Annotated in this window: 23 protein-coding genes and 1 pseudogene; 19 read left to right on the forward strand and 5 right to left on the reverse strand. The window is 47.4% G+C overall.

The genetic code is table 11. The features are described 5' to 3' along the window. The first annotated feature begins 21 nt into the window (after positions 1-21). A complete protein-coding gene (locus tag K0036_RS07935; protein ID WP_220431101.1) occupies positions 22-522 on the forward strand; it encodes a GyrI-like domain-containing protein in 501 nt (166 codons plus the stop codon). 36 nt (positions 523-558) lie between these two features. Then, on the forward strand, positions 559-1,050 hold the full coding sequence (locus K0036_RS07940) for a hypothetical protein (RefSeq protein ID WP_220431102.1): 492 nt from the start codon (positions 559-561) through the stop codon (positions 1,048-1,050). Here the strand turns inward: K0036_RS07940 and K0036_RS07945 are convergent. Continuing rightward, on the reverse strand, positions 1,042-1,485 hold the full coding sequence (locus tag K0036_RS07945) for a MarR family winged helix-turn-helix transcriptional regulator (RefSeq protein WP_220431103.1): 444 nt from the start codon (positions 1,483-1,485) through the stop codon (positions 1,042-1,044). The genes K0036_RS07940 and K0036_RS07945 overlap by 9 nt on opposite strands. A 165-nt stretch (positions 1,486-1,650) precedes the next feature. Here K0036_RS07945 and K0036_RS07950 point away from each other — a divergent pair, with 165 nt between their 5' ends. The 8 genes and pseudogenes from K0036_RS07950 to K0036_RS07985 all read left to right on the forward strand — a co-directional run bounded on the left by K0036_RS07950 (position 1,651) and on the right by K0036_RS07985 (position 11,495). Further along, a complete protein-coding gene (locus K0036_RS07950; RefSeq protein WP_220431104.1) occupies positions 1,651-3,351 on the forward strand; it encodes an FUSC family protein in 1,701 nt (566 codons plus the stop codon). 109 nt (positions 3,352-3,460) lie between these two features. Beyond that, positions 3,461-4,147, forward strand: coding sequence for a response regulator transcription factor (locus K0036_RS07955; RefSeq protein WP_220431105.1), 687 nt, complete (start codon positions 3,461-3,463; stop codon positions 4,145-4,147). Then, a complete protein-coding gene (locus tag K0036_RS07960) occupies positions 4,134-5,123 on the forward strand; it encodes a sensor histidine kinase (RefSeq protein ID WP_220431106.1) in 990 nt (329 codons plus the stop codon). The genes K0036_RS07955 and K0036_RS07960 overlap by 14 nt, the downstream gene beginning before the upstream one ends. A gap of 296 nt (positions 5,124-5,419) precedes the next feature. After that, entirely contained in the window at positions 5,420-6,148 is a 729-nt protein-coding gene (gene rpiA, locus K0036_RS07965) for a ribose-5-phosphate isomerase RpiA (protein WP_220431107.1), read from the forward strand. Further along, positions 6,138-7,124 carry a beta-propeller fold lactonase family protein gene (locus tag K0036_RS07970; RefSeq protein WP_220431108.1) on the forward strand — a complete coding sequence of 329 codons (987 nt, stop codon included), beginning with the start codon at positions 6,138-6,140 and terminating at the stop codon, positions 7,122-7,124. The genes rpiA and K0036_RS07970 overlap by 11 nt, the downstream gene beginning before the upstream one ends. Positions 7,125-7,155: 31 nt before the next feature. Then, positions 7,156-8,572, forward strand: a pseudogene (gene gndA, locus K0036_RS07975) (NADP-dependent phosphogluconate dehydrogenase). Next, positions 8,565-9,956, forward strand: coding sequence for a glucose-6-phosphate dehydrogenase (gene zwf / locus K0036_RS07980; RefSeq protein WP_220431288.1), 1,392 nt, complete (start codon positions 8,565-8,567; stop codon positions 9,954-9,956). The pseudogene gndA and the gene zwf overlap by 8 nt, the downstream one beginning before the upstream one ends. A 174-nt stretch (positions 9,957-10,130) precedes the next feature. Continuing rightward, complete coding sequence (locus tag K0036_RS07985; protein WP_220431109.1) at positions 10,131-11,495, forward strand: MATE family efflux transporter; 1,365 nt, start codon at positions 10,131-10,133, stop codon at positions 11,493-11,495. A 3-nt stretch (positions 11,496-11,498) separates the two neighbouring features. Here the strand turns inward: K0036_RS07985 and K0036_RS07990 are convergent, their stop codons facing one another. The 4 genes from K0036_RS07990 to K0036_RS08005 are packed head-to-tail and all read right to left on the reverse strand — an operon-like array spanning position 11,499 to position 13,613. Then, entirely contained in the window at positions 11,499-11,921 is a 423-nt protein-coding gene (locus K0036_RS07990; protein WP_220431110.1) for a DUF2871 domain-containing protein, read from the reverse strand. 6 nt (positions 11,922-11,927) lie between these two features. Continuing rightward, positions 11,928-12,599: a hypothetical protein gene (locus K0036_RS07995; protein WP_173693158.1), complete on the reverse strand. Its 672-nt coding sequence runs from the start codon at positions 12,597-12,599 to the stop codon at positions 11,928-11,930. After that, the gene (locus tag K0036_RS08000; RefSeq protein ID WP_025643846.1) at positions 12,571-13,038 is read right to left on the reverse strand and encodes a hypothetical protein; all 468 of its coding nucleotides are present in this window, start codon (positions 13,036-13,038) and stop codon (positions 12,571-12,573) included. The genes K0036_RS07995 and K0036_RS08000 overlap by 29 nt, the downstream gene beginning before the upstream one ends. Positions 13,039-13,055: 17 nt before the next feature. Next, complete coding sequence (locus K0036_RS08005) at positions 13,056-13,613, reverse strand: TetR/AcrR family transcriptional regulator (RefSeq protein WP_025643845.1); 558 nt, start codon at positions 13,611-13,613, stop codon at positions 13,056-13,058. A 184-nt stretch (positions 13,614-13,797) separates the two neighbouring features. On the opposite strand from K0036_RS08005, the gene K0036_RS08010 reads away from it, so the two are divergent. The 9 genes from K0036_RS08010 to tsaA all read left to right on the forward strand — a co-directional run bounded on the left by K0036_RS08010 (position 13,798) and on the right by tsaA (position 25,498). Next, on the forward strand, positions 13,798-14,244 hold the full coding sequence (locus K0036_RS08010; protein ID WP_173693159.1) for a MarR family winged helix-turn-helix transcriptional regulator: 447 nt from the start codon (positions 13,798-13,800) through the stop codon (positions 14,242-14,244). Further along, positions 14,237-15,646 (forward strand): MDR family MFS transporter, encoded by a 1,410-nt coding sequence (locus K0036_RS08015; protein ID WP_220431111.1) that lies wholly within the window; start codon positions 14,237-14,239, stop codon positions 15,644-15,646. The genes K0036_RS08010 and K0036_RS08015 overlap by 8 nt, the downstream gene beginning before the upstream one ends. Positions 15,647-15,738: 92 nt before the next feature. After that, positions 15,739-17,232, forward strand: a complete 1,494-nt coding sequence (locus K0036_RS08020) for an IMP dehydrogenase (protein ID WP_025643840.1) — start codon at positions 15,739-15,741, stop codon at positions 17,230-17,232. Continuing rightward, positions 17,204-17,338 carry a hypothetical protein gene (locus K0036_RS19095; RefSeq protein WP_256147848.1) on the forward strand — a complete coding sequence of 45 codons (135 nt, stop codon included), beginning with the start codon at positions 17,204-17,206 and terminating at the stop codon, positions 17,336-17,338. Before K0036_RS08020 ends, K0036_RS19095 begins: the two co-directional genes overlap by 29 nt. Before the next feature lie 28 nt (positions 17,339-17,366). After that, positions 17,367-19,541 carry a GGDEF domain-containing protein gene (locus K0036_RS08025; protein ID WP_220431112.1) on the forward strand — a complete coding sequence of 725 codons (2,175 nt, stop codon included), beginning with the start codon at positions 17,367-17,369 and terminating at the stop codon, positions 19,539-19,541. Between the two features lie 213 nt (positions 19,542-19,754). After that, entirely contained in the window at positions 19,755-20,930 is a 1,176-nt protein-coding gene (locus tag K0036_RS08030) for a DUF6070 family protein (protein WP_220431113.1), read from the forward strand. A gap of 149 nt (positions 20,931-21,079) precedes the next feature. Further along, a complete protein-coding gene (locus tag K0036_RS08035) occupies positions 21,080-23,908 on the forward strand; it encodes an ATP-binding protein (RefSeq protein WP_220431114.1) in 2,829 nt (942 codons plus the stop codon). 36 nt (positions 23,909-23,944) lie between these two features. Further along, positions 23,945-24,772 carry a deoxyribonuclease IV gene (locus K0036_RS08040; RefSeq protein WP_220431115.1) on the forward strand — a complete coding sequence of 276 codons (828 nt, stop codon included), beginning with the start codon at positions 23,945-23,947 and terminating at the stop codon, positions 24,770-24,772. 15 nt (positions 24,773-24,787) lie between these two features. Next, on the forward strand, positions 24,788-25,498 hold the full coding sequence (tsaA, locus tag K0036_RS08045; RefSeq protein WP_220431116.1) for a tRNA (N6-threonylcarbamoyladenosine(37)-N6)-methyltransferase TrmO: 711 nt from the start codon (positions 24,788-24,790) through the stop codon (positions 25,496-25,498). The last annotated feature ends 27 nt before the right edge of the window (positions 25,499-25,525 follow it).

Genomic DNA, 25,525 nt, shown 5'->3' on the forward strand with positions numbered 1-25,525 from the left:
CAAAAGCAGGAGGACAGACATATGGATTTACCTTTTTATATAGAAAACAGAGACAGCTTTCGCGTTGTCGGATACTTGATGAAGACGACAAACCAGAAGGGGCAGGGGAGAAAAGAGATTCCGCTGCATTGGTCAAACTTTCGCAAGGACAACCTAGAAACCCGTATGCTTGCATTAGCAGAACAGAAGGCTGATGGATTATTCGGCATTAATCTCTATAATAAGGATTTGGCGGATTCCAGGAAATTCGAGTATATGATAGCGGTTCCAAGCGATGAGGAGGCACCGGAAGAACTTACCGAATATACCGTACCAGCCATGACTTGGGCAGTATTTCCGTGCACCAGGGAAACCATCGGGAAAACCGAAGGTCAGGCAATCACGAAATGGCTGCCAAAATCGAAATACAGGCCGTTAAACAAAGGCTATATCACAGGCAGGATGAAGTCCAAAGCGCCTGATATTGAGTATTATGGCAAGGATGGCTATGCAGAGGTCTGGATTGCAGTAAGAGAAAAATAAAGATATCATGAATCAATTATTGGAGGATGAATTGCTATGAATAAGATAATAGAGTTTGAGGAGTTTCTTGCTTCGGTTTCCGAACAGAATCAGGAATTCGTGAAGGAATTACATAATCAATTAATGGAATCTGGCTGTAAGATCGAGATAAAGTCAGCAAAAAGCGGTTATATGGTTTCTTACCTGTATCATAAGAAGACAATTGCTAATTACGTGTTCCGCAAAAAAGGAATGCTTGCCCGCATCTATGGAGTCCATGTCAACGAGTACGAAGAGGTTCTGGAAACGCTGCCGGATGAACTGATCCGCGCAATCCAGGCTGCGCCGATCTGTAAGCGTCTGGCTGATCCAGATGCCTGCAATCCCAAATGCGCGAAAGGGTTTGAATTCTGGCTAAGGGGCGAGCACTACCAGAAATGCCGTAACAGCGCGTTTATGTTTTTGGTCTGCCCTCAAAATAATCCGTCGATCCGGCTATTGCTGTTGAAGGAGGTAGAGGCATGGAAAAAATCCCCAAATTTATTTTAGTTTGGGCAGAATCTGGCTTAGCAATTCCATCGCGCTGTTTAACTGGCTCAGTTCTTCCCCGGTAAGCTGTTCTTCAAGCATATGGATAAAGGCTGTATTTTTAAGATGATATTCGTCAAGGTAGGATACAGCCTTGGGGGTAAGGCGGATCTGGATGGATCTGCGGTCTTTTTCATTATGCGCCCGTTCTACAAACTGGTGGGAACAGAGGGCATCGATTAATTTCGTGGCCTGCTGCTTTGGCACTTTCAATTGTTCCGCAAGCTGCGTCATAGACATCGTCCCATTCATTCTCAATGTCTGGAGGCAGTAATATGTTTCCAGGCTCATCTCCCGGTTCAGGGTATCTTTAAAAGGGCGCACCAGTTTCGAATGCCAGCCCGGCATAACCTTTAGCAGATTCTGTACGAATTTCTCCGATTTCTTTCCCATCATCTTTCTCTCTCCATTGACAAACGTTTGTGAAAATGTTATTGTTTAAAATTAGTAAATAAAATATGACTATCATATTTGAATAACTAATCTGAGTATATAATATTTGAACAGAAAATGCAATAACTTATGGCAGGTTATTGCTAATCAAAGGAGGCAGTTCGCTTAATGAAGCATATCAGTCTAAAAGTTCCCGAAGTAATCCGCCGCAATTTCCGTTTCAGCACGCTGGATTTTTTATTTATTATTCTATATGTAAATGTATTTCAATTCATCTTCGGTCCCGAAAATTCAATCGTCGGCGTCATCTTTACTATCATGATGTCGGCTTCCATGGCACGGGATCTCACAGCCACCCCCTTCAGGCATCTTGTGATACAGGCGTTTATTTTGATCTGGATGGCGCTTGCGTCTTATTGGGTGGTCCTCTTGCCTGCGCCGATTTCATTTACGATAAATTTTGTCACGTTACTGATCATTTTGTATGTGTTCACTTATGAGTATTCCAGTCACTTATATTTTCCTTATATATTGTCCTATCTGTTCCTGGTGTTTATCTCGCCTATCAATGCGCAGCAGGTTCCAAAGCGTCTCGCTGCCATGCTGGCGGGAGCGCTCTCCATTATGCTTTATCAATGGTTTATGGGGAGGAATAAGGTGGTGGAGACGGCCAGAGATGTTCTTACGGAAATGATCGACGAAGTATGCAAGGCTTGCACATACGCAACGGGAGAAACTTCGGAGAAAGGTGATAGAGGAATCATGCGGCGCAAACTGTGCCGGCTGGGGCATACGGTATATGACCGAAGGAAGAAGGCGCTTTGCATTTCTGATGCCAGTTTCTCTATGATCGCAGCGGGGCGGGGGCTTGAACATTTGCTGATTCTTATAAAGGAACTGTCGGAAACTCTCTCTGAACAGGAAAAATCTTCACTTCTATATATATCCGGACAGCTTAAGATATATCGTGGCTTCCTGAGTCAGGAGACGGATAGCCTGCCTCCTGTGGATACGACAATGTTTGCTGGAATTGAGGAGGGCAAAGCAGCTTTACGGTTGTATCATGCGCTTTTCTATATCCGTGACAGGCTGCTGCATATGACAGATCCGGAGAACAAGGGCCGTTACAAAAAAACGGCTCTGTCTTTGAAAACGCGTCTGGAAACGGCCCTGGACTTTAGTCCTGTGAGGGCCATATATGCAGTCCGAACGGCGCTGCTTCTATCCCTGGGTACCGTGCTGGTACAGGCAATGGCGCTTCCCCATGGGAAATGGCTGCTTTTTACCCTGGCCTCCGTCTCGCTGCCCTATGCAGACGACGTGCCAGTGAAAATAAAGAAACGTGTGTTGGCTACCATTGCCGGAGGATTGGCCTCTGTACTCATTTACTCTTTCATTCCCTGGCCGGCGGGCCGCACTGCAGCCATGATGATCTCTGGATACATATCCTTTTATTTTACAGACTATGCACAGACCTTTGCCTGTTCCACCGTCGGGGCGATAGGCGGGGCAGTATTTATGCATGCCTTCGGGCTGCAGGATGTGGGCAGCATGTTCCTGATCAGGATAGGGTATATTTTGATCGGGGCTTCCATAGGATATCTGGCCAACTGTCTGATATTTCCTTATAAAAGAGCACGGGCTACAAGGCAGTTGTGGAAAAAATATACTTCCGTGACAGAATTGCTATCAAGAATTACCCGGAAACAGCAGATAGACTCCCAATTATACTATAATCTGGTGGTTCAGTCTTATCTGCTGGAAGAAAAATTAGGCCAGAATGCTAATTTTGAGAAGTGGGAGGAATTTCCCAAGGTTCTTTCGGCCCATCAGAAGAAAATTCTCTATGTCCACAAGAATTCAAATTAAGATATCAATATGGAGGATGTTTCAGACTCTTTGGCAAAAAATAAAAGCGAGAGTGGAATTTATTCTGCATTATGTTATACTAAAAAGATCAGAAGAATGGAGAGATTAAATGAAACGAATTTTTTTGGTCGAGGATGATAAAGAAATTGCCAAGAACCTTGCGCTCTTGCTTCGCACGGAAGGATTTAACGTTACCCACGCCTCTTCGCAGGGCGAAGCCATATCCGTTCTTGACGGAAACCGGTTTGATCTGGCGCTGGTAGATATTTCTCTGCCGGATGGAAATGGTTTCACGGTCTGTACGGAGATTAAGCAGGCGCAGAATATTCCCGTTATTTTTCTTACGGCTTCCGGCGATGAGGCGAGCGTGGTAACAGGGCTTAATATGGGAGCGGATGACTATATTATCAAGCCTTTCCGCCCACGCGAGCTGACTGCGCGGATACGTACGGCCTTGCGGAAATACGGAAGCTCGCCATCGGCTTTTGAAATGTGCGATCTACATGTGGATACCGCCAGCGGCGTTGTGAAAAAGGGCGGGCGGGAGGTCTTTTTATCCGCCTTGGAATATCGGCTGCTGCTTATATTTATCAACAACCCTAATGTGATCATTACGCGGGACCGGCTGTTGGACGAATTGTGGGACGCGGCAGGCGAGTTCGTCAATAACAATACCCTTACCGTTTACATTAAGCGTTTGCGGGAGAAGATTGAGGATGACCCCGGAAATCCGCAGATCATTCTCACCGTCCGGGGGACAGGATACCGGCTGGGAGGCAGTTATGTTTCGGAATAGAGAAATACGGTGGTTTGCTGTTTTATTTATTTTTATTACCGTGGCCTTAGCTGCGGCAGGATTTGCCATCCATCCGGCAGCAGGGATACTGGCCTTTGTCTCTGCCGCTGCTTTTGGCGCGGCATTTTTTGTATTTACCAGATCCCGGTATAAAAGCATTGCTCAGATATCAGAACAGATCGATCTGGTGCTTCATAATGCGGATCATCTGTTTGTCAGCGAGGCTCAGGAAGGCGAACTATCCATTCTGCAAAGCGAGATCACCAAGATGACCGTGCGTATCCGGGAGCAGAATAATGCGCTGAAAGGAGAGAAGAAGCATCTTGCTGATTCTCTTGCCGATATTGCGCATCAGCTTCGCACGCCGCTTACTTCTGCCAATCTGATCCTGTCGTTGCTTAAAAATACTCCGGATGAGAACGAGAGGAAGAATCTGCTGCGGGAAGTGGAAGGCTTGTTCGTGCAGATGGACTGGCTGGTCACATCTCTGCTGAAGCTTTCCCGGCTGGATGCAGGCATCGTTGTATTCCAGCGTGAACAGATGGACGTCGGCAATCTGATAGATGCCTCTATCCGGCCATTGCTCATATCAATGGAACTTCATAATATTGACTTACAGACAGATATACCGGAAGGGGTAGTCATAGAAGGGGATTCTGGGTGGCTTTCGGAGGCAATCCAAAATATCCTTAAAAATTGTATGGAAAGCGCAGGCGATAACGGGAAGATTGAAATTATGTGCGAGGATAATGCACTGTTTACCGAGATTACTCTGCATGACAGCGGGCCAGGCTTTGAAAAGGAAGATCTGTTCTGCCTGTTTGACCGGTTCTATCGCGGGAAAAATGCGGGCGCGGTAGGCTATGGAATCGGACTGGCGCTGTGCAAGACGATTATCACCCGGCAGGGAGGCACGATTGCCGTAAAGAACCATCCGCAGGGCGGCGCAGTATTTTCCATTCGCTTTTCAAAATGATGAATTTATATATGAAATGTCTCCCCTAATGGCTATCGAATTTTCGAAGTTGATCTAGGGCAAATATTTAAAGAGGAACAGGAACATGGATTATGGAAAGGGCCTGTTCCTTTTTTATTTCCGGGGCAGTTTGGCTATAATATCTGTTTTTTTCATGAAATTGTACATAATACTAATGGAGAAGTCTGGATGCATCCACCTATCAGAGATATTCTTCAAAGATTTACTTGACTCTTTTAACTGTAACATTTATAATTACATTTATAGGGAACATAGGAAAAGAAGGGTAGGATGATATGGAGGAAAAAGAGAAGCAGAAGCAAAGAGCGGCAGAGGCAGCAGCAAGGCATCTTCAGGATGACATGACGATTGGGCTTGGAACCGGGTCTACAGCCTATTATCTGATTCTGGAGGCAGGAAGAATGGCGAAGGCTGGGATGCGGCTAAAGGCAGTGACTACATCGAAAGCAACGGAAGAACTTGCACGGTCACATCACATTTCCGTAATCCTCCCGGAAGAGACGGATTGTGTTGATCTTGCCATTGACGGCGTGGATGAGATTGACCGGGAGTTTCGGGCAGTAAAGGGAGGGGGAGGAGCGCTCCTTCGAGAGAAGATTGTAGCGTCCAAGGCAAAGGAAGTGATCTGGATCATGGATGAGAGCAAGCTGGTGGAGAGGCTGGGAGCATTTCCGCTTGCAGTAGAGTTACTGCCATTTGGATACGCGTGGACAGCGAATGCGATTCTGGATCTGGGATGCGCGGCAAAGATCAGAAGCCAGGAAGGACAGCAGTTCCATACTGATAATGGAAATCAGATACTGGATGTGACCATTCCAAAGGAGTTGGATTATGGCAGGGTGGCAGAGACAATCAAGGGAATTCCCGGCGTGCTGGAGACCGGCTACTTTGACCGCGCATGCAGCCGTATTATTATCGGTACCAGCCAGGGGACAGAGGAACGTGTCAATCCTGCCAGAAAGGGAAGTCTGCTTCGAATAGGAGGAATCATAAATGAGGAATAAAATAGATAAGTCGGAAGTTTATGCCGGGACATATTATTCGCAAGACAGCCTGGGGGTCTATCATTTGATATTGAATGAAGAGACCGGGGAGATGTCAAAGCCGGAACTATGCTATGAAGCGCCCAATGCCAAGTGGGTATCTCTCTTGGAAGATCGTATGGCAATCCCGGTTGAAAGAGCGGGAGCGTCAGGAACTTGTTTTCTGGAACTTGAGAAAGGAAGGCCAAAACTACTCGGAGAGATTCTGGAAGAAAAGCAGACGCCCTGCTATATCCTGCAGGACGAGGATGGCATCTATACTGCTAATTACCATGAAGGCACGGTAATGGCATATAAGTTCAAGGATGGAAAGCCTTTTGTGATAAAGAGAATAGAAAATGGAGAGGAGGCCGGCTGCCATCAGATCTTGCGGCATGGCAGCGATCTGCTGGTTCCCTGCCTTACCAGAGACCGGATACGGTTCTTTGACATAGAGCAGGGGTATGTTCCTTCAGGGGAACTGGTCTTTCCGGAGGGCACGGGGCCAAGGCATGGGGTGTTCAATCGTGATCACAGCCGCTTCTATGTGACGAGCGAATGGAGCAATGAACTTTTTGCATACCAGGTGCAAGGCAGGGAGTTTTGGCTGGTGCAGGCTCTGTCGGTGCTTCCGGATGACAGAGGGAAAAGGGAGGCGGCCTGTGCGGCGATTCGAATGACAGCAGATGAGCGCTTCCTCTATATTTCCATACGTGGACTGGATCTTCTTGCGGTAGTGGATATCAGCCGGGAGCAGGCAAAAATAGTGCAGCATGCTTCCTGTTACGGGATACATCCCCGGGACTGCATCCTCAGCCGGAACGAGAAATTCTTGCTGGCCATCAACCGCTATGCGGGTGGAATCGTAAGCATCAGGCGGGATGAAAAGGACGGAAAACTGCGGGAAAAGGCCGGACAGGCGATTCTCCCTCAGGGTGTATCTTTGGTACTAAAATAAGGAACCTGTTAATTGAAATGGAGGTAGTGGCATGTATAGAACAGATATAGGAGTCATCGGGCTCGCAGTGATGGGAAGAAGCATCGCGCTTAATATGGCAGATCATGGATTCAAGGTTGGCGGATATAACCGGAGCAGACAAGTGACAGAACGTCTGATAGAGGAACATCCTCATGAGAATCTGGTTCCCTTCTATGAGTTGAAAGAACTTGTGGCCTCCCAGGAGCGGCCACGCAAGTTCCTGATCATGGTAAAGGCCGGTAAGCCGGTGGATCTTGTGATCGATCAGCTATCCCCTTTGCTGGACGCGGGAGATATGATCCTGGATGGAGGAAATTCTTTTTTTTGAAGATACGAGAAGGCGGGAACAGCAGCTGCGGGAAAAGGGAATCTATTATTTTGGAACCGGCATATCCGGCGGAGAGAAGGGGGCCCGTTTTGGACCATCGATCATGCCAGGCGGAGATGAGGCGGCCTATGCGCATATTGCTCCGATTCTGGAGACCATAGCGGCCAAGGCAAAGGGCGAGCCATGCTGTGCCTATATGGGGCCGGATGGTGCCGGACATTATGTGAAGATGGTGCATAATGGAATCGAGTACGCAGACATGCAGCTGATTGCAGAAGCGTACCTTTTGCTTAAATACGCCGGTGGATTTTCCAATGAGGAACTTGCGGATATGTTTGCCCGGTGGAATCAGGGGAAGCTTAAGAGTTATCTGATCGGAATCACGGCGGATATCTTCCGGGAAGAGGACGATTTTCAGGATGGACAGCTGATTGACTATATTCTGGACAGCGCCGGGCAGAAAGGCACCGGGCGGTGGACCAGCCTGGAATCATTGAAGCAGGGAGTCAATGTATCTTTGATTACTGCCGCCTGCAATGCCAGAATTATGTCAAACAGGATTGAAAAGAGAAAACTGGCCAAAGAGTTGATTCCTGAACCCAAAGGAATATCTGCACCTGAGAAGGCAGTCATGAAGGAACTGGTCGAGCAAGGTCTGTATACGGCTAAGATCACAGCCTATGCTCAGGGGTTCGAACTGCTTGCCCACGCGTCAAAGGAGTATGGATGGAATCTGCGATATGGCAGAATTGCCGCGATATTCCGGGCAGGATGCATTATACAGGCGGAATTTCTGGAAGACATCACAAAGGCCTTTGAGAAAAATCCCGAATTAGATAATCTGATGCTGGATTCATTTTTCCTGGATGGCATCAGAAAGGGGCAGGAAAGCCTGAGGGAGGCTTTGTGCATTGGCATCAAGAATGGAATTCCTCTGCCGGCGATGAGCCAGGCAGCTGCATATATTGACGCATTCAGGGGCGTTCCCGCAGGAGCCAATCTGATCCAGGCGCAGCGAGACTGCTTTGGAGCGCACACGTATGAAAGAATCGACAGAGACGGAATATTCCACCACGATTGGGGGCAGGACCATGAATAAAGAAAAGACATTTACCATATTCGGAGGAACCGGAGACTTGACGTTTCGAAAACTCCTTCCCGCGCTTTATAATATGGAAGCGGCGGATAAAGAGGGACTTAGCACGCAGATCGTCATTGTCGGAAGACGGGATTATACCAGCGAGACCTACAGGGACCTGGCTCGGGAGTGGGTGGAGAAATTTGCGAGACTTGCTTATACTGTGGACGTATATGAGAGGTTTTCCAGACGGATCATCTACTACCGCATGGATATTACGGAGGAAGAGTCGTATGAAGGATTGAATGAATTCTATAAGAAAATAGAGGCGAAAGAGCATATCTTCTACTTTGCGGTGGCACCGCGCTTCTTTGCAGGGATTGTCAGCGGGCTAAAGCATATCCGGGGAGCCTGCGAGGGAAAGGTCGTGATCGAGAAGCCTTTTGGGGAGGACCTTTTGGCTGCAAAAAGTCTGAATCGGACGATGGAAGCCTTCTTTACGCCGGAGAATATCTATCGGATCGACCATTATCTGGGAAAGGAAATGGTGCGGAATATTCAGACGATCCGCTTTGCCAACCCTATATTCCAGAATGTCTGGAATGCCGAGTATATTGACTGTATCCAGATCTCTGCGTTAGAGGAAGCCGGGGTAGAGACAAGAGGGGGCTATTATGACCATAGTGGAGCGCTAAAGGATATGATGCAGAACCATCTGTTCCAGATCTTGACCATCGTGGCTATGGAGCGGCCGCAAAGCCCCGCCGTAGAAGAGATGCATCAGGAGCAGATGAAGGTGCTGGCTGCGCTTAAGGCTCCGGAGGAAATCGCAGAGAATATGGTGCTGGGACAGTATGAAGGCTACCGTCAGGAACCTTCCGTGAAGGAAGACTCTGTGACTGAGACCTATGCGGCGGTACGGCTGTTCATAGACAATGACCGATGGAAAGGCATGCCTTTCTATATTCGTACCGGCAAGAAGCTTGGAAAGCGGGAGATGCAGGTGGCGGTCGTATTTAAAAGCCCATTGCCGGGGCTGGAGCCGAATATCCTGAATATAAAGATACAGCCTACAGAAGGAGTCTATCTGCAGTTCAATATCAAGAAGCCGGGAGGGTCGGACGATACCATCCAGGCGAAGATGGACTTCTGCCAGAGCTGCTTGCAGATCAATCAGATGAATACGCCGGAGGCCTACGAGCGTCTGATCGGCGCCTGCATTCTGGGAAACCGCGCGTGGTTTTCCCAGTGGGACCAGATCGAGACCAGCTGGAACTATGTGGATACTATTCGCAAGATGTACGCGGAGCGCGGGCTCTTTGCCTATCCGTATCCGGCAGGGAGCAATGGGCCTGTGGAGGCAGACCGCCTGCTTGAAAAATATGGTCATGCGTGGTTTGACTAATCCATGCAGCCGGGGATATCATGCTTGACAAATGAGCAAGAGAATGCTATTCTAATTGAGTTCAAGATTTAAAAGTGCCAAAAAGGCTATAAGTTTTTCTGTTTCTGAGATAAACAGAAGGGGCTTATAGTCTTTTTTTGTACGAGAAGAATTCAATATCAGGAGGTTTTTATTATGGATAAAAGTATAGAGGCTATGGGGAAGCGGCCAATCTTTCCGCTGCTTCTTTCTATGTCCTTTCCGCCGATGCTGTCGATGCTGATACAGTCCATGTATAACATAATTGACAGCATCTTTGTGGCAAGGCTGGGGGAGGAAACTCTGACAGCGGTATCTCTTGCCTTCCCGCTTCAGAATCTGGTCCTTTCTGTGGCAGTAGGACTGGGAGTAGGATTAAATGCGCTGATGGCAAGAAACCTGGGAGCAGGCGATGTAAAAAAGGCCGAGGATGCGGCGGCCCATGGAATCGTGCTGACGACGATTCACTCCCTGGCATTCGTCCTCATTGGATTGTTTCTGACTAAGCCATTTTTTCATATGTTTACGCAGAATAAAGCGGTATTTAACATGGGCTGCCAATATACATATCTGGTAATCTGCTTTGCGGCGGGAACGCTGTTCCACATTGCTGTGGAGAAGATGTTCCAGGCAACAGGCAATATGATCATCCCAATGCTGATGCAAGGATTGGGAGCAATCATCAATATTATACTGGATCCGATTATGATCTTCGGACTGCTTGGGTTTCCTGCGATGGGCGTGACCGGAGCGGCTGTGGCAACTTTGATCGGACAGTTTTCTGCCTGTACGCTGTCCATTGTCCTGTTCGTGAAAAAGGGGCAGATCGCGCTTCGCATCAAGGGATTCCGATTTGACAGGAACATAGTCAGAGGCATCTACTCCGTGGCTGTGCCATCCGGTGTTATGTGTGCCCTTCCATCCATTCTGATCGGCACGCTGAATGGACTGCTGGCATCCGTATCCCAGAGGGCAGTTGCCGTCCTGGGCATCTATTTTAAACTGCAGACCTTTGTATACATGCCGGCAAATGGGGTGGTGCAAGGAATGCGCCCGATCATCAGCTATAACTATGGGGCAGGGGATCAGAAGCGGATGAATGAGACGATCCGCACAGCCTGCTTTGTGATCGGGGCGATCATGTGCCTGGGGACTTTGCTGTTCATGGGATTCCCTGGCGCGATCATGCAGATGTTTGATGCAGGAGATGGCATGCGTTCCATGGGAATTGTGGCTCTGAGAGTCATCAGCACAGGATTCGTCGTGTCTACGCTGGGAGTCGTGTTTTCCGGGACGTTCGAGGCGCTTGGGATGGGATTCAAATCTTTGATCATCTCGCTCCTTCGCCAATTCGTCATAACGGTTCCGCTGGCAATTATCTTTATAGGACCGTTTGGGGTCAGCGGAGTCTGGGCCGCATTTCCAATCGCAGAGGCAGCCGCCGCTGCTGCGGCGACAGGACTCTTTCTATCTGCCCGCCGGACATTGCGCGGCAGGGTTCAGAAGGACGGAGATAATTAATGGCTATTGGCGCGGGGAGGCGTATTCGTCTCTGAGCGCGAGAAACAGGAAGACAAGGGCAATTGTTATAATGATATGCGCGATGCCGGCAAGACCGGATATGGCGGCATTGGCTGCCGGGCCAAGGGAGGCTGCCGATACCTGGGCGATGCCGCGGACATACAGCATAATCACCATGAAAGGAAGCCCGATATTATATAATACCAGGAATACCTTGAATTTCCGGCTGTCAGCCAGGCCAGTCTGTCGGCAGAACAGCATCAGGATCAGGAAGAGCATCATGCCGAGGACCAGCAGATGAAGATGGGTATAGGCAAGGGCTGTTCTCCCTTCAAAGCCCATATGCTTCGTATACTCCCGGTAGAATACGCCGCTTGCGATACCCAGGATAAAGTAGGTAAAAGAAAGGTTCCATAATTTTTTCATAACAGATCAACTCCTTTGTAATTGTGCCTGCATGTCCCGAAAGCCTATGACGATTGTCCATACGTAAGCGCAAGTCTTAGGAATCATCAGCATTCCAATGGCTGGCATGGTATCCGCGAACAGGACTACAGGTATATAAAATGCAAAACTTAAGACAATGGTAAGCCACATGTGGCGGAACGAACGGTCATTTCTTTTTTTTGCCTGCTGATAGAAGAGGAGGATGACAGCAAGTCCCAGCATAGCAAAGGGAATATTCCGGTAGATGCCCCAGGATAAGGGAGCCTCTGGACTGGTCCATGCATTCTGGGGGAAGAGGCATAACGCGATTCTTAACAACGCCATAATATAGATCAGAAAGGTCAGCGTATTCTGACCCTTTATCTGATAGCGGAGCCTCCATACATAATAGAGCAGTATGTAGAAAAGGGTCATGGTAATAGAAGTGATGAATTTGCCAACTCCAAGGGCGGCCGTGTAATCCGCAAGGCCTGTGGTACACAGCGCGTATGCCCGGGGAACCAGATGGAAGGCATCGCCGGCCCCTAAAGTGACTGCCATGATTCCAAATAGCAGATACTGTGGGTTTCCATGGCTTTTGCGAATCATAAGAATTCCCAAGGTGATAACAGTAACCAGATAAATGACATCAAAGGATGTCTCCATAATTGCTTGCATTCTTTTGCTCCTTTCGCCCGGTACGACTGTGCTTGACGTACGTAAAATAGTTATAAGTAAATGCAATTCCTGCCAGAAGCAGGGCTGCTCCAAGGCCAGAATAAAAGACCGCGATGAAGATGAGAGGACATAGATGTAAAGTGCGCAGGCCGATTCCGAAAGTCATCATAAAGGCCATGATGCAAAAGGACTTGCCATCAAAGAACTTTAGAAAAAACTGCATCTCTTCTTCATAATGGATAATTCGTCCGGTATGTTTCCTGACGAGTTTTCCAAAAACCAGAAACCAGAAGACTGCGAAGATCACGCAGGATATCAGGATGTTTATGGCTGTCAGATAATCCTGGTAGGAAATGACGCCGATGCGCAGGATATTGAATCCGGCCAGAGACCATATCATGCCTGCCAGAAGCAGCAGGTTTTTCTTTCTTATTTTCAAATCGGATACCTCTCTTTCTAATAGATGCAGCGAGCCGCGATTTCTGCCAGCGGACGTAAGTCATCCTTGCCATTTAGCAGCATGGATGTAAATGCGGTAAAGATAAATTCTATAAACTCTTCTTTCGTCAGGCTTGCGTTAAAAGCATCCTGACGAATATCCGGGTCCTGGTCCAGGACGCTTAAAAGTCCCATTTTCATATGGCCGAAGTAATGTTCCATAATCTGGCGGCCCTTATCCTTATCTCCAGCAGCAAAACTGACGGAATGCAAAGTAAAGAATCCAGGGTACTTGGCACAGCCTTTTTGAACACTTTCAAAAAGCCATGCAAGACAGTCCGTGAATGACTGAAAGGCAAAAGGAGTGCCTGACATATGGAAGATATCTCTCCAGACCTCTTCGACGGCAGCACCGATCAAGTCAGCCTTTGACGGAAAATAATTATACAGAGAGCCTACGGCGACGCCGCAGGCAGCGGCAACCGAACGCATATTAATGGAAGATATGCCTTTTTCCATAACGATTGCGCGGCACTCTGCCAGAATGGCCTCTTTTGAGGTGACGATCGTATTCATAAGATTACCTCCTTAAATTGAACATTGTTCATTATATGCGATTATGCAAAGTTTGTCAAGCCTGGCACAGGAAAAGGAGGATAACAGATTGGGGAAATTTGACAATTAAGAGGTACCTCTCTATAATTAAAGAGGTACCTCTTGAAATGAATGATACGACAAAAGTCGAGGATAGGAGAGTTAGATGAGTATCAATGATGAAGACATTATAGAACTATTTATCGAAGTAGAAAAGTTAGATAAGAGATTCGCCCGCAGGCTTTCTAATAGGACACAGCATTGCGAGGGACAGCACAGATGCATCCTTATTCTGGAAATGATGGGATCTATGAATCAGAGAAAACTGGCGGATGCCCTGCATATCCGTTCGACATCCTTAAGCGAATTGCTGTCTAAGCTGGAACGGAAAGGGCTGGTAGAAAGAACGCCGGTTCCGGATGACAAGAGAAGCCTTATAGTATCTTTGACGAAAGAGGGCGCGCAAAAGGCAAAGGAATATAACCGGCGACGGGCCAAGACACGTCATAAGATCATGGATCATATCTCCGATGAGGAGAAAAGACAGTTCTACAGCACTCTTAAAAAGATTAAGGAAAATTACCTGGAGATGGAGGCAGAAGAGAATGAGTAATGCATGCAGGCTTACAGATCGAAAGCGTACGCTGATATTTTTAAATATTATGATTAGCTGCATCGCGTCCAGCATGCTGGCTACGGCGCTTACGACAGCGCTTCCTCCGATTATTCAGGACCTGCATGTCAGCGTCTCGACGGGACAGTGGCTGACAAGCGGTTATTCCCTGGCAATGGGGATTACGATGCCGCTGACGGCGTTCCTGATTACCAGATTCCCTACTCGCAGGCTTTACCTTGCAGGACTTGGGATTTTTATGATAGGGCTTCTTACTTGCGCTGTCGCGCCTAATTTCTCAGTCATGATGACAGCAAGAATCCTGCAGGCATGTGGAAGCGGCATCCTTACTTCCATGTCCCAGGTCGTCCTGCTCATTATATATCCTTTGGAAAAGCGGGGAACGATTATGGGCTGGTATGGACTGTCTATTGGAGCAGCCCCGGTGATCGCGCCTACGCTGGCAGGAGTCATCGTTGACTTATTTGGATGGAAATACATCTTCTATATTGTTGCGGCAATCATCGCAGTGTCATTTCTGTGCGCGCTTTTTGTATTTGACGATGTTTTGGATGTTACGAAAAAGAAATTCGATGTCCTGTCATTCGTTATTAGCGCGGCAGCTTTTGCAGGAATCACTCTGGGAATCGGCAATATCGGCACGTATCCCATATTGGACTGGAAGGTTCTGCCTTTGCTGGCAGTAGGATTGCTGGCGGGCTATTGGTTCGTGCGCCGGCAGCTTAAATCTGAGCAGCCTTTTCTTGAACTGCGGGTTTTGAAGAGCAAGGAATACGCGTTAAGCGTTATTGGCAGCATGCTGCTGTACCTGGTCATGATGGGCTCGGCCGTAATCATGCCCCTTTATGTCCAGTCAATTTTGGGATATTCTGCCACCGTCTCAGGACTGGTGACGCTGCCAGGCTCGCTGGCAATGGCAGTGGTCAGCCCGTTTGCAGGCAGAATCTATGACCGGCTGGGGATGAAGAAGTTGTTTGTTACAGGCGCGTTATGCATGCTGGCCAGTAATCTTGGCATGGCCTTTATCACGATGCAGATGCCGGTGTGGACAGCCGGGGCATTCTATGTCGTAAGATGCGCAGCAATCGGGTGTCTGATGATGCCTTTTGTAACCTGGGGAAATAGCCATGTGGAGAAAAAACTGATGGCTGACGGGACAGCGCTTTTAATCTCTCTTAGAACAATAGCAGGTGCCATTGGAACGGCGGCCTTTGTCGGAATCATGACGACCGTTGCCGAAAAGCAGGGAGCCCGGTATGGAGAGAATGCGGCTATCCATGGCTTGAATGTGGCATTTCTTTCAATGTCATTCGCAACATTAATCTTATTGCTGATAGCTGTTTTCCTGGTAAAGAATAAGAAAACAAATCATGACTCCTAAACCAAATAGAAGGTTTGTATTTTACCGTTTTTGTGGTATAGTTACATTAATGAATTCGACTGTGGGAAACGGTAGAAAAAAGGAGGATTAACATGGCATTTTATTATGAGGAGCCATCCAGGACATTCAGCGAGTATCTTTTGATTCCAGGCTATTCTTCTGTGGAATGTGTTCCATCGAAAGTAAGCCTTAAGACGCCGCTGGTGAAGTTTGAGAAGGGGAAGGAGCCGGAACTGTCGATGAATATCCCGATGGTTTCGGCAATCATGCAGTCGGTCTCTGACGACAGGCTTGCAATTGCCCTGGCCCAGGAAGGCGGCCTGTCTTTTATCTATGGATCGCAGCCTATAGAATCTCAGGCGGGGATGATCGAAAAAGTCAAGCGGTACCGGGCGGGGTTCGTAGTGAGCGATTCCAATGTATCGCCGGAGATGACGCTTCAGGATGTGCTCGGGCTGACTGAGCGGACCGGCCATTCTACTATAGCGGTAACTCAAGATGGCAGTCCCAATGGAAAACTGCTGGGAATTGTAACGAACAAAGACTACAGGGTAAGCAGGATGACTCCTGATACAAAGGTCAAAGATTTCATGACCAAGCTGGATGACCTTGTATATGCGCAGGAAGAGACCACGCTGAAAGAAGCGAATGACATTATCTGGGAGCATAAGATTAACTGCCTTCCTCTGGTCAATAAGGACCAGGAACTGGTATATCTGGTTTTCCGCAAGGATTACGATACCCATAAGAAGAATGAGTATGAATTGATAGACAGTTCCAAGCGGTATATGGTAGGCGCTGGAATTAATACCAGGGATTATGAAGAACGGGTGCCCGCGCTGCTTAAGGCCGGCGCAGACATTCTGTGCATAGACAGTTCAGAAGGATTTTCAGAGTGGCAGAAATTGACGATTGACTATATCCGCAAAAATTATGGAGACCGCGTGAAAGTAGGGGCAGGCAACGTAGTGGATGCGGAAGGATTCCGATTCCTCGCTGAGGCTGGGGCAGATTTTGTCAAGGTAGGAATCGGCGGCGGAGCGATCTGTATTACCCGCGAGCAGAAGGGCATCGGAAGGGGACAGGCTACAGCACTCATCGAGGTGGCAAAAGCCAGGGATGCCTATTATGAAGAGACGGGAATCTACGTTCCAATCTGTTCTGACGGAGGCATTGTGCATGATTACCACATTACCCTTGCGCTTGCTATGGGAGCAGACTTTATTATGTTGGGCAGATATTTTGCAAGATTTGATGAGAGCCCTACAAAAAGAGTAAATATTAATGGAAGCTATATGAAGGAATATTGGGGCGAGGGAAGCGCCAGAGCCAGGAACTGGCAGAGATATGACATGGGGGGAGATAAGAAGCTGTCTTTTGAAGAGGGCGTAGATTCTTTTGTCCCGTATGCCGGAAGCCTGAAGGACAATGTAAATCTTACGCTGAGCAAGGTAAGGTCAACGATGTGCAACTGTGGAGCGATCAATATACCCGAACTGCAGCAGAAAGCCAAGATTACGCTGGTGTCTTCCACAAGCATTGTAGAAGGCGGCGCGCATGACGTCATGCTCAGAGATAAGAGATAGGAGCGCCAGGACGGGCGAAAATGCGGCTGCCAGTGAAGAACTGTCTGCCCAGGCCCAGTTATTAAAGGAATTGATAGAAAAATTCCAGATTGATAGAAATGAGTAAGCAAAAAGCCTGAATTGGAGGAAGTCTAATGACTGAGGACAGCAGGACAATTAGCCGCTTAAGACGAATGATCCATAAGGTGCTGATCGTAGCGATTGCTCTGACAGCCATGCAGGTACTGCCAATACAGGCGCAGGAGAGCAGGACTATCAAGGTGGGCTGTATCGACATCGAAGACTTTCTGGTTGTGGACCAGGATGGGAATGTCAGCGGCTATGCATCCGAGTATCTAGAGAAAATATCAAAGCATACAGGCTGGACATACGAATATGTAAACGGTTCTTGGGCAGAATGCCTGAGTTGGCTGAAGGAGGGAAAGATCGACCTTCTGATGCCTGCGGAATATTCAGAGGAACGGGCAAAAGATTATCTGTTTAGCCAGGATTACTGCTGCATGGATTATGCAGCCTTAATAGGGCGCAAAAACAATGACAAGATTTATTATGAGGACTTCGAGAATTTTGATGGCATGACGGTGGGAATAATTGAAGGCAATTATCTGAACGATGTATTTGACCAGTATGCAGCAAAGCATGATTTTGCGGTAAATAAGAAGTCGTATGCGAACAGCGAGTCCCTTGAAGCAGCATTAGAAGAAGGAGAAGTAGATGCTATCATCAATGGCAATATGAATTATTATGATACGCAGAAGCTTCTGGCTAAGATCGATTATATGCCAGCGTATTTTATTACCTCCGTAAACCAGCCGGATCTGATGGAGGAATTAGATCGCGCCCAGTATCTGATCCATCTGGAAAACCCCTATTATGCTGCGCAGCTGCATGAAAAATATTATGGGGAGATTGAAAGGCAGGCCGTGGGATTCACCAGGGAGGAAGCCGAGTATATCGAAAATGCGGATGAAGTGAAGGTGCTGTGCAAGGCAGACAACTATACCTTATCCTGGAAGGATAAAGAGACGGGAGAAATGAAGGGAATATACCCTGATTTTATCAAGCTGCTGGAAAAGAAAAGCGGAATGAGATTTAAGATCAGCGGCTATGGACCTCAGAGAAGCGCATTCCAGCTGCTTGAGGCTGGCAAGGCAGATGTCCTTCTGGATGCGGTATCCGCATCTTCCTTAAAGAATAAAGGACGGCTGGCGCTGTCGGATAGTTTTTATGATATGCCATATGTAGTGCTGGCCTATAAAGGAGCGGATAACCTGCAAGGGAAGCATTTGAAGGCCGCACTGCCGATGCAGGAGGAAAACACAGAGGCATGGATTGAAAAGGAATATCCGGACTGGGATGTGAAGTTCTATGATTCCTGGGAGGGGTGCGTCAAGGCGCTTAAAAAGGGACAGGTCGACATCGTACCGGTCAATACTGCCGCATGGCAGACGCTGTACGTATTCCGGGATGAGACAGAACTGATGAATATCACGACGTCATCATTCCAGGTACCGCTATGCGTGGCAATGTCCGAAGAGAATCCGGAACCATTGATTTCCGTGATGAACAAGCTGATACTGAAACTAGATTCGGAGGAAGTATCGGAATGTATATTGGAGAATACGCTTCGCGGCGCGCAGAAGGTGACCTTTAAGGAACTAGTGCGGCAATATCCTGTCCAGATGATTGTGATTGGAATATTTATTGCTGTCCTGGTGGCGCTTTTTATCGGGCTGGCCTATATTTATCGCCTGAAAGCCCGCCAGAACCGAGCCTTGGAAGAGAAGAACGCGCAGTTGGAAGAAGCGCATAGGCTTGAGAAAGAACTGACGCATAAGATGGAAATTGATAAGTTGACAGGCCTGTTTGATAAGATCACGGCTGAAAATAGCTGTCGGAAATACCTTGTGGAAGGAGGAACCGGCGTTTTACTGATCTTTGATATTGATAATTTCAAAAAGGTGAATGACTGTTGCGGACATTCGAAAGGAGATGATATTCTCCGGAATGTGGGAAAGATCCTTCGTCTGTTCTGCCGTTCGGATGATATTGCGGGGCGGGTAGGAGGAGACGAATTTCTGGTATTCCTCAAAGAGATGAAAGACAGGGAGACGGTAAGACAAAGACTGGAAGTATTAAAAGGGCAGATAAGAGAACTTGGAAAAAGCAGGGAAGTTGACATCAGCTGCAGTATCGGAGTAGCGTTTGCGCCGGAAGATGGCGGAGATTTTGACAGCCTGTTTAATTCTGCCGACCAGGCTATGTATAAGGCAAAAGGCCAGGGCAAGGACTGCTATAAATTCTATTGACACAGGGATATGATGGACTTGGCGGATAACAATATGCGAGTAATCCGGCTGCGTGTGCGCCAGCCGCTTGAAAGGACAGACTTCTGCATTTGCAGGGGCTGTCCTTTTTGCGTGCAGGAAAATAAAGGAGATTACAAAGACAAGGCTTGACATAGAAATCTTACAAGTGTAATATTAACAAAAGATTACATTTGTAAGAAAAGGGGACGGAAGATGAAAAAAACGATTTTGGTTATTGCATTCTTACTGCTTGCCGCGGCAGGCTGCGCTGGCAAAAACACGAAGGATGGTTCAAAGGAGCATGCAGATAGGAAGTCGGTTGAAATTGCAAAGAGTTACCAGGATATATATGAGAAAGCCTGCAAGGATGGAACGTTAGAGGATCTGGCTACTATCCGCCAAATCGTAGAACGTCTGGGGGAGGATGGACTTGTGGCAGTGGACGCTGAGAATCAGGTTGATATGGAAAACGCGGCGCAGGCGGAAGCGTTCTGCAAAAGAGCCGGCGAAGGAAAGGAGGCTGTCCAGACGATCATCGCCGTGAAGGATGATGGAGGATTTATGCGGTATGACCTGGAGGCTTCGGAGGGAACGTTAAAAGTGAGGCAGGGGTATGTCGCATGGAGCAATGGCGAGCCAGTGGAAAAGGAGACGGATGAATATCAGGCATATGCTTGGAACTACTCTGGGAAAGGGTACCTGTTTTTTGAAAAGTACCAGCCACCCGGGTATGATGGATTTTCAGGGCATACGGCTATAAGAGTGAAGCCCCTGGATCAGGACTGCCGGGAGTTGAACCAGAAGTATATCATGCCGGTGGGGTATCGGCTGAATAATATGTTTCTGGAGGACTGGAGCGAGAATGACTATGGCAATTTGAACTTCTATGACATCTTCGAGCCTATGTATCAGATGAAGTATGGAAAGAGGCTGGATGTGGAATTTGCCTTTACAGGAAAGACATACGATGTGCCGGAAGAAGAATTCGAAAATGTCTTCCTGGCATTTTTTCAGATTGACCCTTCCGTGCTGCGGCAAAAGACCACCTATCAGGAAGGCAGTCATACTTACCAGTACAGGCCCAGAGGAATGTTTGACTTTGGCTCTACTCCGGATATTCCCTACCCGGAGGTGGTATCTTATGAAGAACAGGAAGATGGGACGATCAAACTCGTCGTGGACGCAGTATGGCCTGACCGGAATATGGAGAAGGCGTACAGCCATGAAGTTGTGGTACGTCCGCTTGATGGCGGCAGGTTCCAGTATGTTTCCAATCATGTAATTGACTCCAAGGATAATGCTGATCCTGTCTGGTATAGGGAGAGACTGAGTGATGAAAAGTGGAAGGATTATTATGGGGGTAGATTTAACGGGAAATGTTGCTTATGACGCGTATTATATATGTAATAAAGGGGAGCGGAGGAATAAAAATTATATCTAAAATAAATTTACGGTAATAGTATTATTTTTAAAAAGATTTTATGTTATACTGAATCCATGCGTTAGATATATAATAAAGTTACAAGGATGGATAAAGCATGGCATATGGTAGATCAAATATAAAAAAGAATAGAAGAATACAAGAAAAATGCATGGCAGTCATAATGGCGTCTGTCATTTTTCTTTGCCTGTTTCTTTCACCGGCGGGAGATCGCCAGGTCGCGGCCTCGGAGGAGAGTGCGGATAAGACAGGGCGCGTGGTCCGGGTCGGGGTTGTGGAAGCGCCAGGCCTAAGCGAGATAGACAAATATGGCAACCATACCGGGCTTATCATAGATTACTTGAATGAAATTGCCAAGTATACAAACTGGGAGTACGAGTATATTGATGTAGGAGCAGAAGAATTGATTGGCGGATTCCTTGATGGGGAGTATGAACTGATGGGCGGCACCTATTATTCTCCTGAATTAGAACAATACTTTGCTTATCCGGATTACTCTATGGGAGGCGGCCGGGTGACGCTTCTATGTATGAAAGACAATGACGAACTTAGAAGTTACGATCTTCAGTCCCTTAATGGCAAAGTAATAGGCGTCTATGAAAAAGCCGGAGATAAGATAGAACGGCTGAAGGAATATCTTAGGATAAATGGGATTGACTGTACCTTAAAGTACTATACCAGCGCAGAGATGGAAAAGGAGAAGAATCTCTACGACTATCTGGAGAACGGGGATGTAGACCTTCTTATGGGGAATGACCTTGACTTGGATGACGAATTCAGGGTCGTGACATCTTTTGAAGCCCAGCCCTATTATATCGTCACTCAGCCTGGAAACGAAGAACTCCTGGACGGACTTAACATGGCTATGGAGAATATCCTGGTTGCGGATCCGAATTTTGCAGTAGAGAAATATGAAGACAATTATCCGGACCTTAAGACGGCGGACATCCGTCTGGATAGCGAGGAACTGGATTATATAGCGAAGAAAAAAACGGTGTCGGTTGCTATTGTTAAAGACTGGCATCCGTTTTACTGCATTGATAATACTGCCGATCATCATAAAGGCATGATTCCGGACTTCTTAAGCGAGATATCCGATTACACAGGATTGAAGTTTGAGTATGTATTTGCGGATTCCTATAAAGAAGCTTTAGAATTGCTGAAAAGTGGAAAAGCGGATATTATGGGGGGATTTCTGGATTCCAAGGAGGAGGCGTTCGCCGACGGAATGGCGTTGACCAAGTCCTATGTCAGCTTGAATAGTATTATTATAAAAAATAAGTCGGCTGACTATCCCGATTCCGGGCTGGTAGGCGGAATTCTGGAAGGGCGGACTATGCCCAAGGAAATACAGGCAGATAAAGTGCGTACTTTTGGAACATCCAGAGAAGGAATGCAGGCGGTCAACAACGGAGAGATAGATTTCTATTATGGACTGTCGGCGCATATGGATCAGGAGATGCAGAATCACCGCTATGTGAATCTTGTGCCAGTCACGAGAGTAAATAACAGCACGCAGATATCCTTTGCCATGAGACGTCCCGTGGATACGAAACTTTTTGTAATATTGAATAAGGCGATCGGAAACATATCTACCAAGACTACAAACACTATCCTGGATAAGAATCTGGTGTCTATGGGATATACCCAGATGCCGCTGTCGGATCTGATATACGCGAATCCATTTGCGTCTATTGTGATTATCGTTTTGTTCTGCCTGATGATCCTGGCCGGGATCTTCATGATTATGCGTTCAAAATGGAAGAATCGCATGATGCAGGCGGAACTGGAAAAGTCGGAGGTGAAAAGCCAGGCTAAAGGCGAATTCCTGTCAAAGATGAGTCATGAAATCCGAACGCCGATGAATGCGATTGTGGGACTTGCGGATCTGGCGGAGATGGAGAAGGATGTGCCAGCCCCCGTCAGAGAGAGGCTTAGGAAAATACATTCATCTTCCAAGTATCTTCTGTCCTTGATTAATGATATTCTGGATATGTCAAAGATTGAGAATGGGAAGATGGAGATCAAGGCTGTGGACTTCTTGATGGGAGACCTGCTGGATGAGATCGAAGAAATGGTGGAACACAAGGCACAGGAAAATAAGGTTGCATTCCGCCATAATGTGGATATCCAGCACTTCTGCCTGAAAGGCGATCCTCTCAGGCTTCGCCAAGTACTTTTGAACCTTCTGTCCAATGCGATCAAGTTTACGCCTGAAAATGGAATTGTAACCTTGACAATCAAGGAGCAGTCTTCTACCAGTGAAGAAGCAAGATATTATTTTTCTGTGGAAGATACCGGTATAGGGATTGCGCCTAAATTCCAGAATATAATATTCTCTTCTTTCGAGCAAGTGGGCACGAATATGGCGCAGAATGAGGGGACCGGGCTTGGACTGCCTATCAGCGACCAGATCGTACAGACTATGGGCGGAAAGATACAGGTTGAAAGCGTGCAGGGAGAAGGATCCAATTTTTATTTTACAATTGACTTGAAATTGGGCGAAGAAAAGGATATTGAGAAGAATCTTCAGGCGGAAGACATTGATTTGAATGGAGAAAGAATTCTTCTTACAGAAGATAATGATTTGAATGCAGAGATTGCAAAAGATTTGCTGGAGTGTAAGGGAGCATCTATAGAACGCGCATCCAATGGCGAGGAAGCCGTAAGGATGTTCCTTCAAAGCAGCAAGGGATATTACAATGTGATACTGATGGACATAAGAATGCCTGTAAAGGATGGCCTTACGGCATGCCGGGAGATTCGTGCCAGCGTCCATCCAGATAGTAAGACCATACCTATTATCGCTATGACGGCAAATTCATTCAAAGAGGATGAAGAAAGGGCTATGGAGGCAGGCATGACGGCTTTTGTACCAAAGCCCATTGATTTAGCGTGTCTGTATGGAGTGCTCAGAAGCGTATAAAGGCATGCAGAAGAATAGAAATGTGTGGAGGAGAAGATGCTGACAATAGGAACGCATATGTCGATTGCCAAAGGAATTGCCAAAACAGCTGAAAATGTGGTAGAGATGAAGGCCAATACCATGCAGATATTCAGCCGTAATCCCAGAGGCTCGAATTATAAAACCTATACAAAAGAGGAGATCGGAAGATTCCAGGAGATCCGTCGCAAAAACCAGTTTGGCCCCTTGCTGGCTCATGCGCCTTATACGATGAATCTGGCAAGCGACAAGGAGAAGGTCTATGAATTTGCCTGTACGGTCATCCGTGAGGATATTGCAAGGATGGATGCCCTGGGAATTGAAAATATTGTATTTCATCCGGGAAGCCATACGGGCATCGGCATCGAGGCAGGAATCCGCAATATTATCGCAGGACTTGACCAGGCAATTACCGGGGAAGAGAACATCACGGTGCTGCTGGAGACTATGACTGGAAAAGGGACGGAAATTGGAGCGAAGTTCGAGCACTTAAGAGCAATCCGGGACGGGGTAAGACATCCGGAGCGGATTGGAATCTGTCTGGATACCTGTCATGTGTTCGCCGCAGGGTATGATATCGTCGGAAATCTGGACGGCGTATTGGAAGAATTTGACAGGGTGATTGGCCTGGATTTGCTCAAGGCAGTCCACTTTAATGACAGCATGATGCCCTTTGGCTCGCATAAGGACCGCCATGCCACGATAGGGTCAGGCGAGATTGGCCTGGAGCCGCTGCTTAGGGTCATGAGGCATCCGGCGCTTAAGGAACTTCCGTTTTACTTGGAGACGCCGCTTGAGGATGCAGAGCACAAAAAAGAGATAGAGATGATACGCCAGAAACTCTAAGCGTGGAGGAAGGAAATGGGAGCGACGTTAAAGATAATAGCACGTATACACACGGATTTTCCATCCAAATTCGGCATTCCACGCCAAAGCGGGCTGGCGGATACGCATGGATTCATAATATTTGAGCCAAAGTTCAGAAACCCGGATTCCATTAAAGGAATCGAGGAGTATTCAAGGCTTTGGCTTCTTTGGGAATTTTCAGAGAATAAAAGAGAAGCATGGAATCCCATGGTCCGGCCTCCCAGGCTGGGAGGAAACAAGAGAGTGGGGGTATTCGCCTCGCGCTCCCCATTCAGGCCCAATCCAATCGGGCTGTCCTGCGTAGAACTGGAACGGGTGGAGGCAGAGACGCCCAAGGGCCCTATTCTCTATATTAAGGGGGCGGATCTGATGGATGGAACGCCCATATACGATATTAAGCCTTATCTTCCTTATGTGGATGCCTATCCCCGGGCCGAAGGAGGCTTTGCGGATCGGGTAAGGGATTATTGCCTGACGGTGGAATTTCCGGAGGAGCTGCTTAAGCGGGTGCCGGTAGAGAAAAGAGAAGCGCTGAGACAGATACTGGCCCAGGATCCACGGCCATCCTACCAGGAGGATCCAGAACGAATGTATGGAATGGAATATGCGGGGCTTGAGATTTGCTTCCAGGTAGAGGCGGGACGGCTGGCCGTACGGGATGTCTATGCAAAAGCGGACAGGAAGGGTATTGATTCCGGCGTGTGAATGGAGGAATTTGTACTAAAAATGGGT

This window comes from [Clostridium] scindens (assembly GCF_019597925.1).
Taxonomy (GTDB): domain Bacteria; phylum Bacillota; class Clostridia; order Lachnospirales; family Lachnospiraceae; genus Clostridium_AP.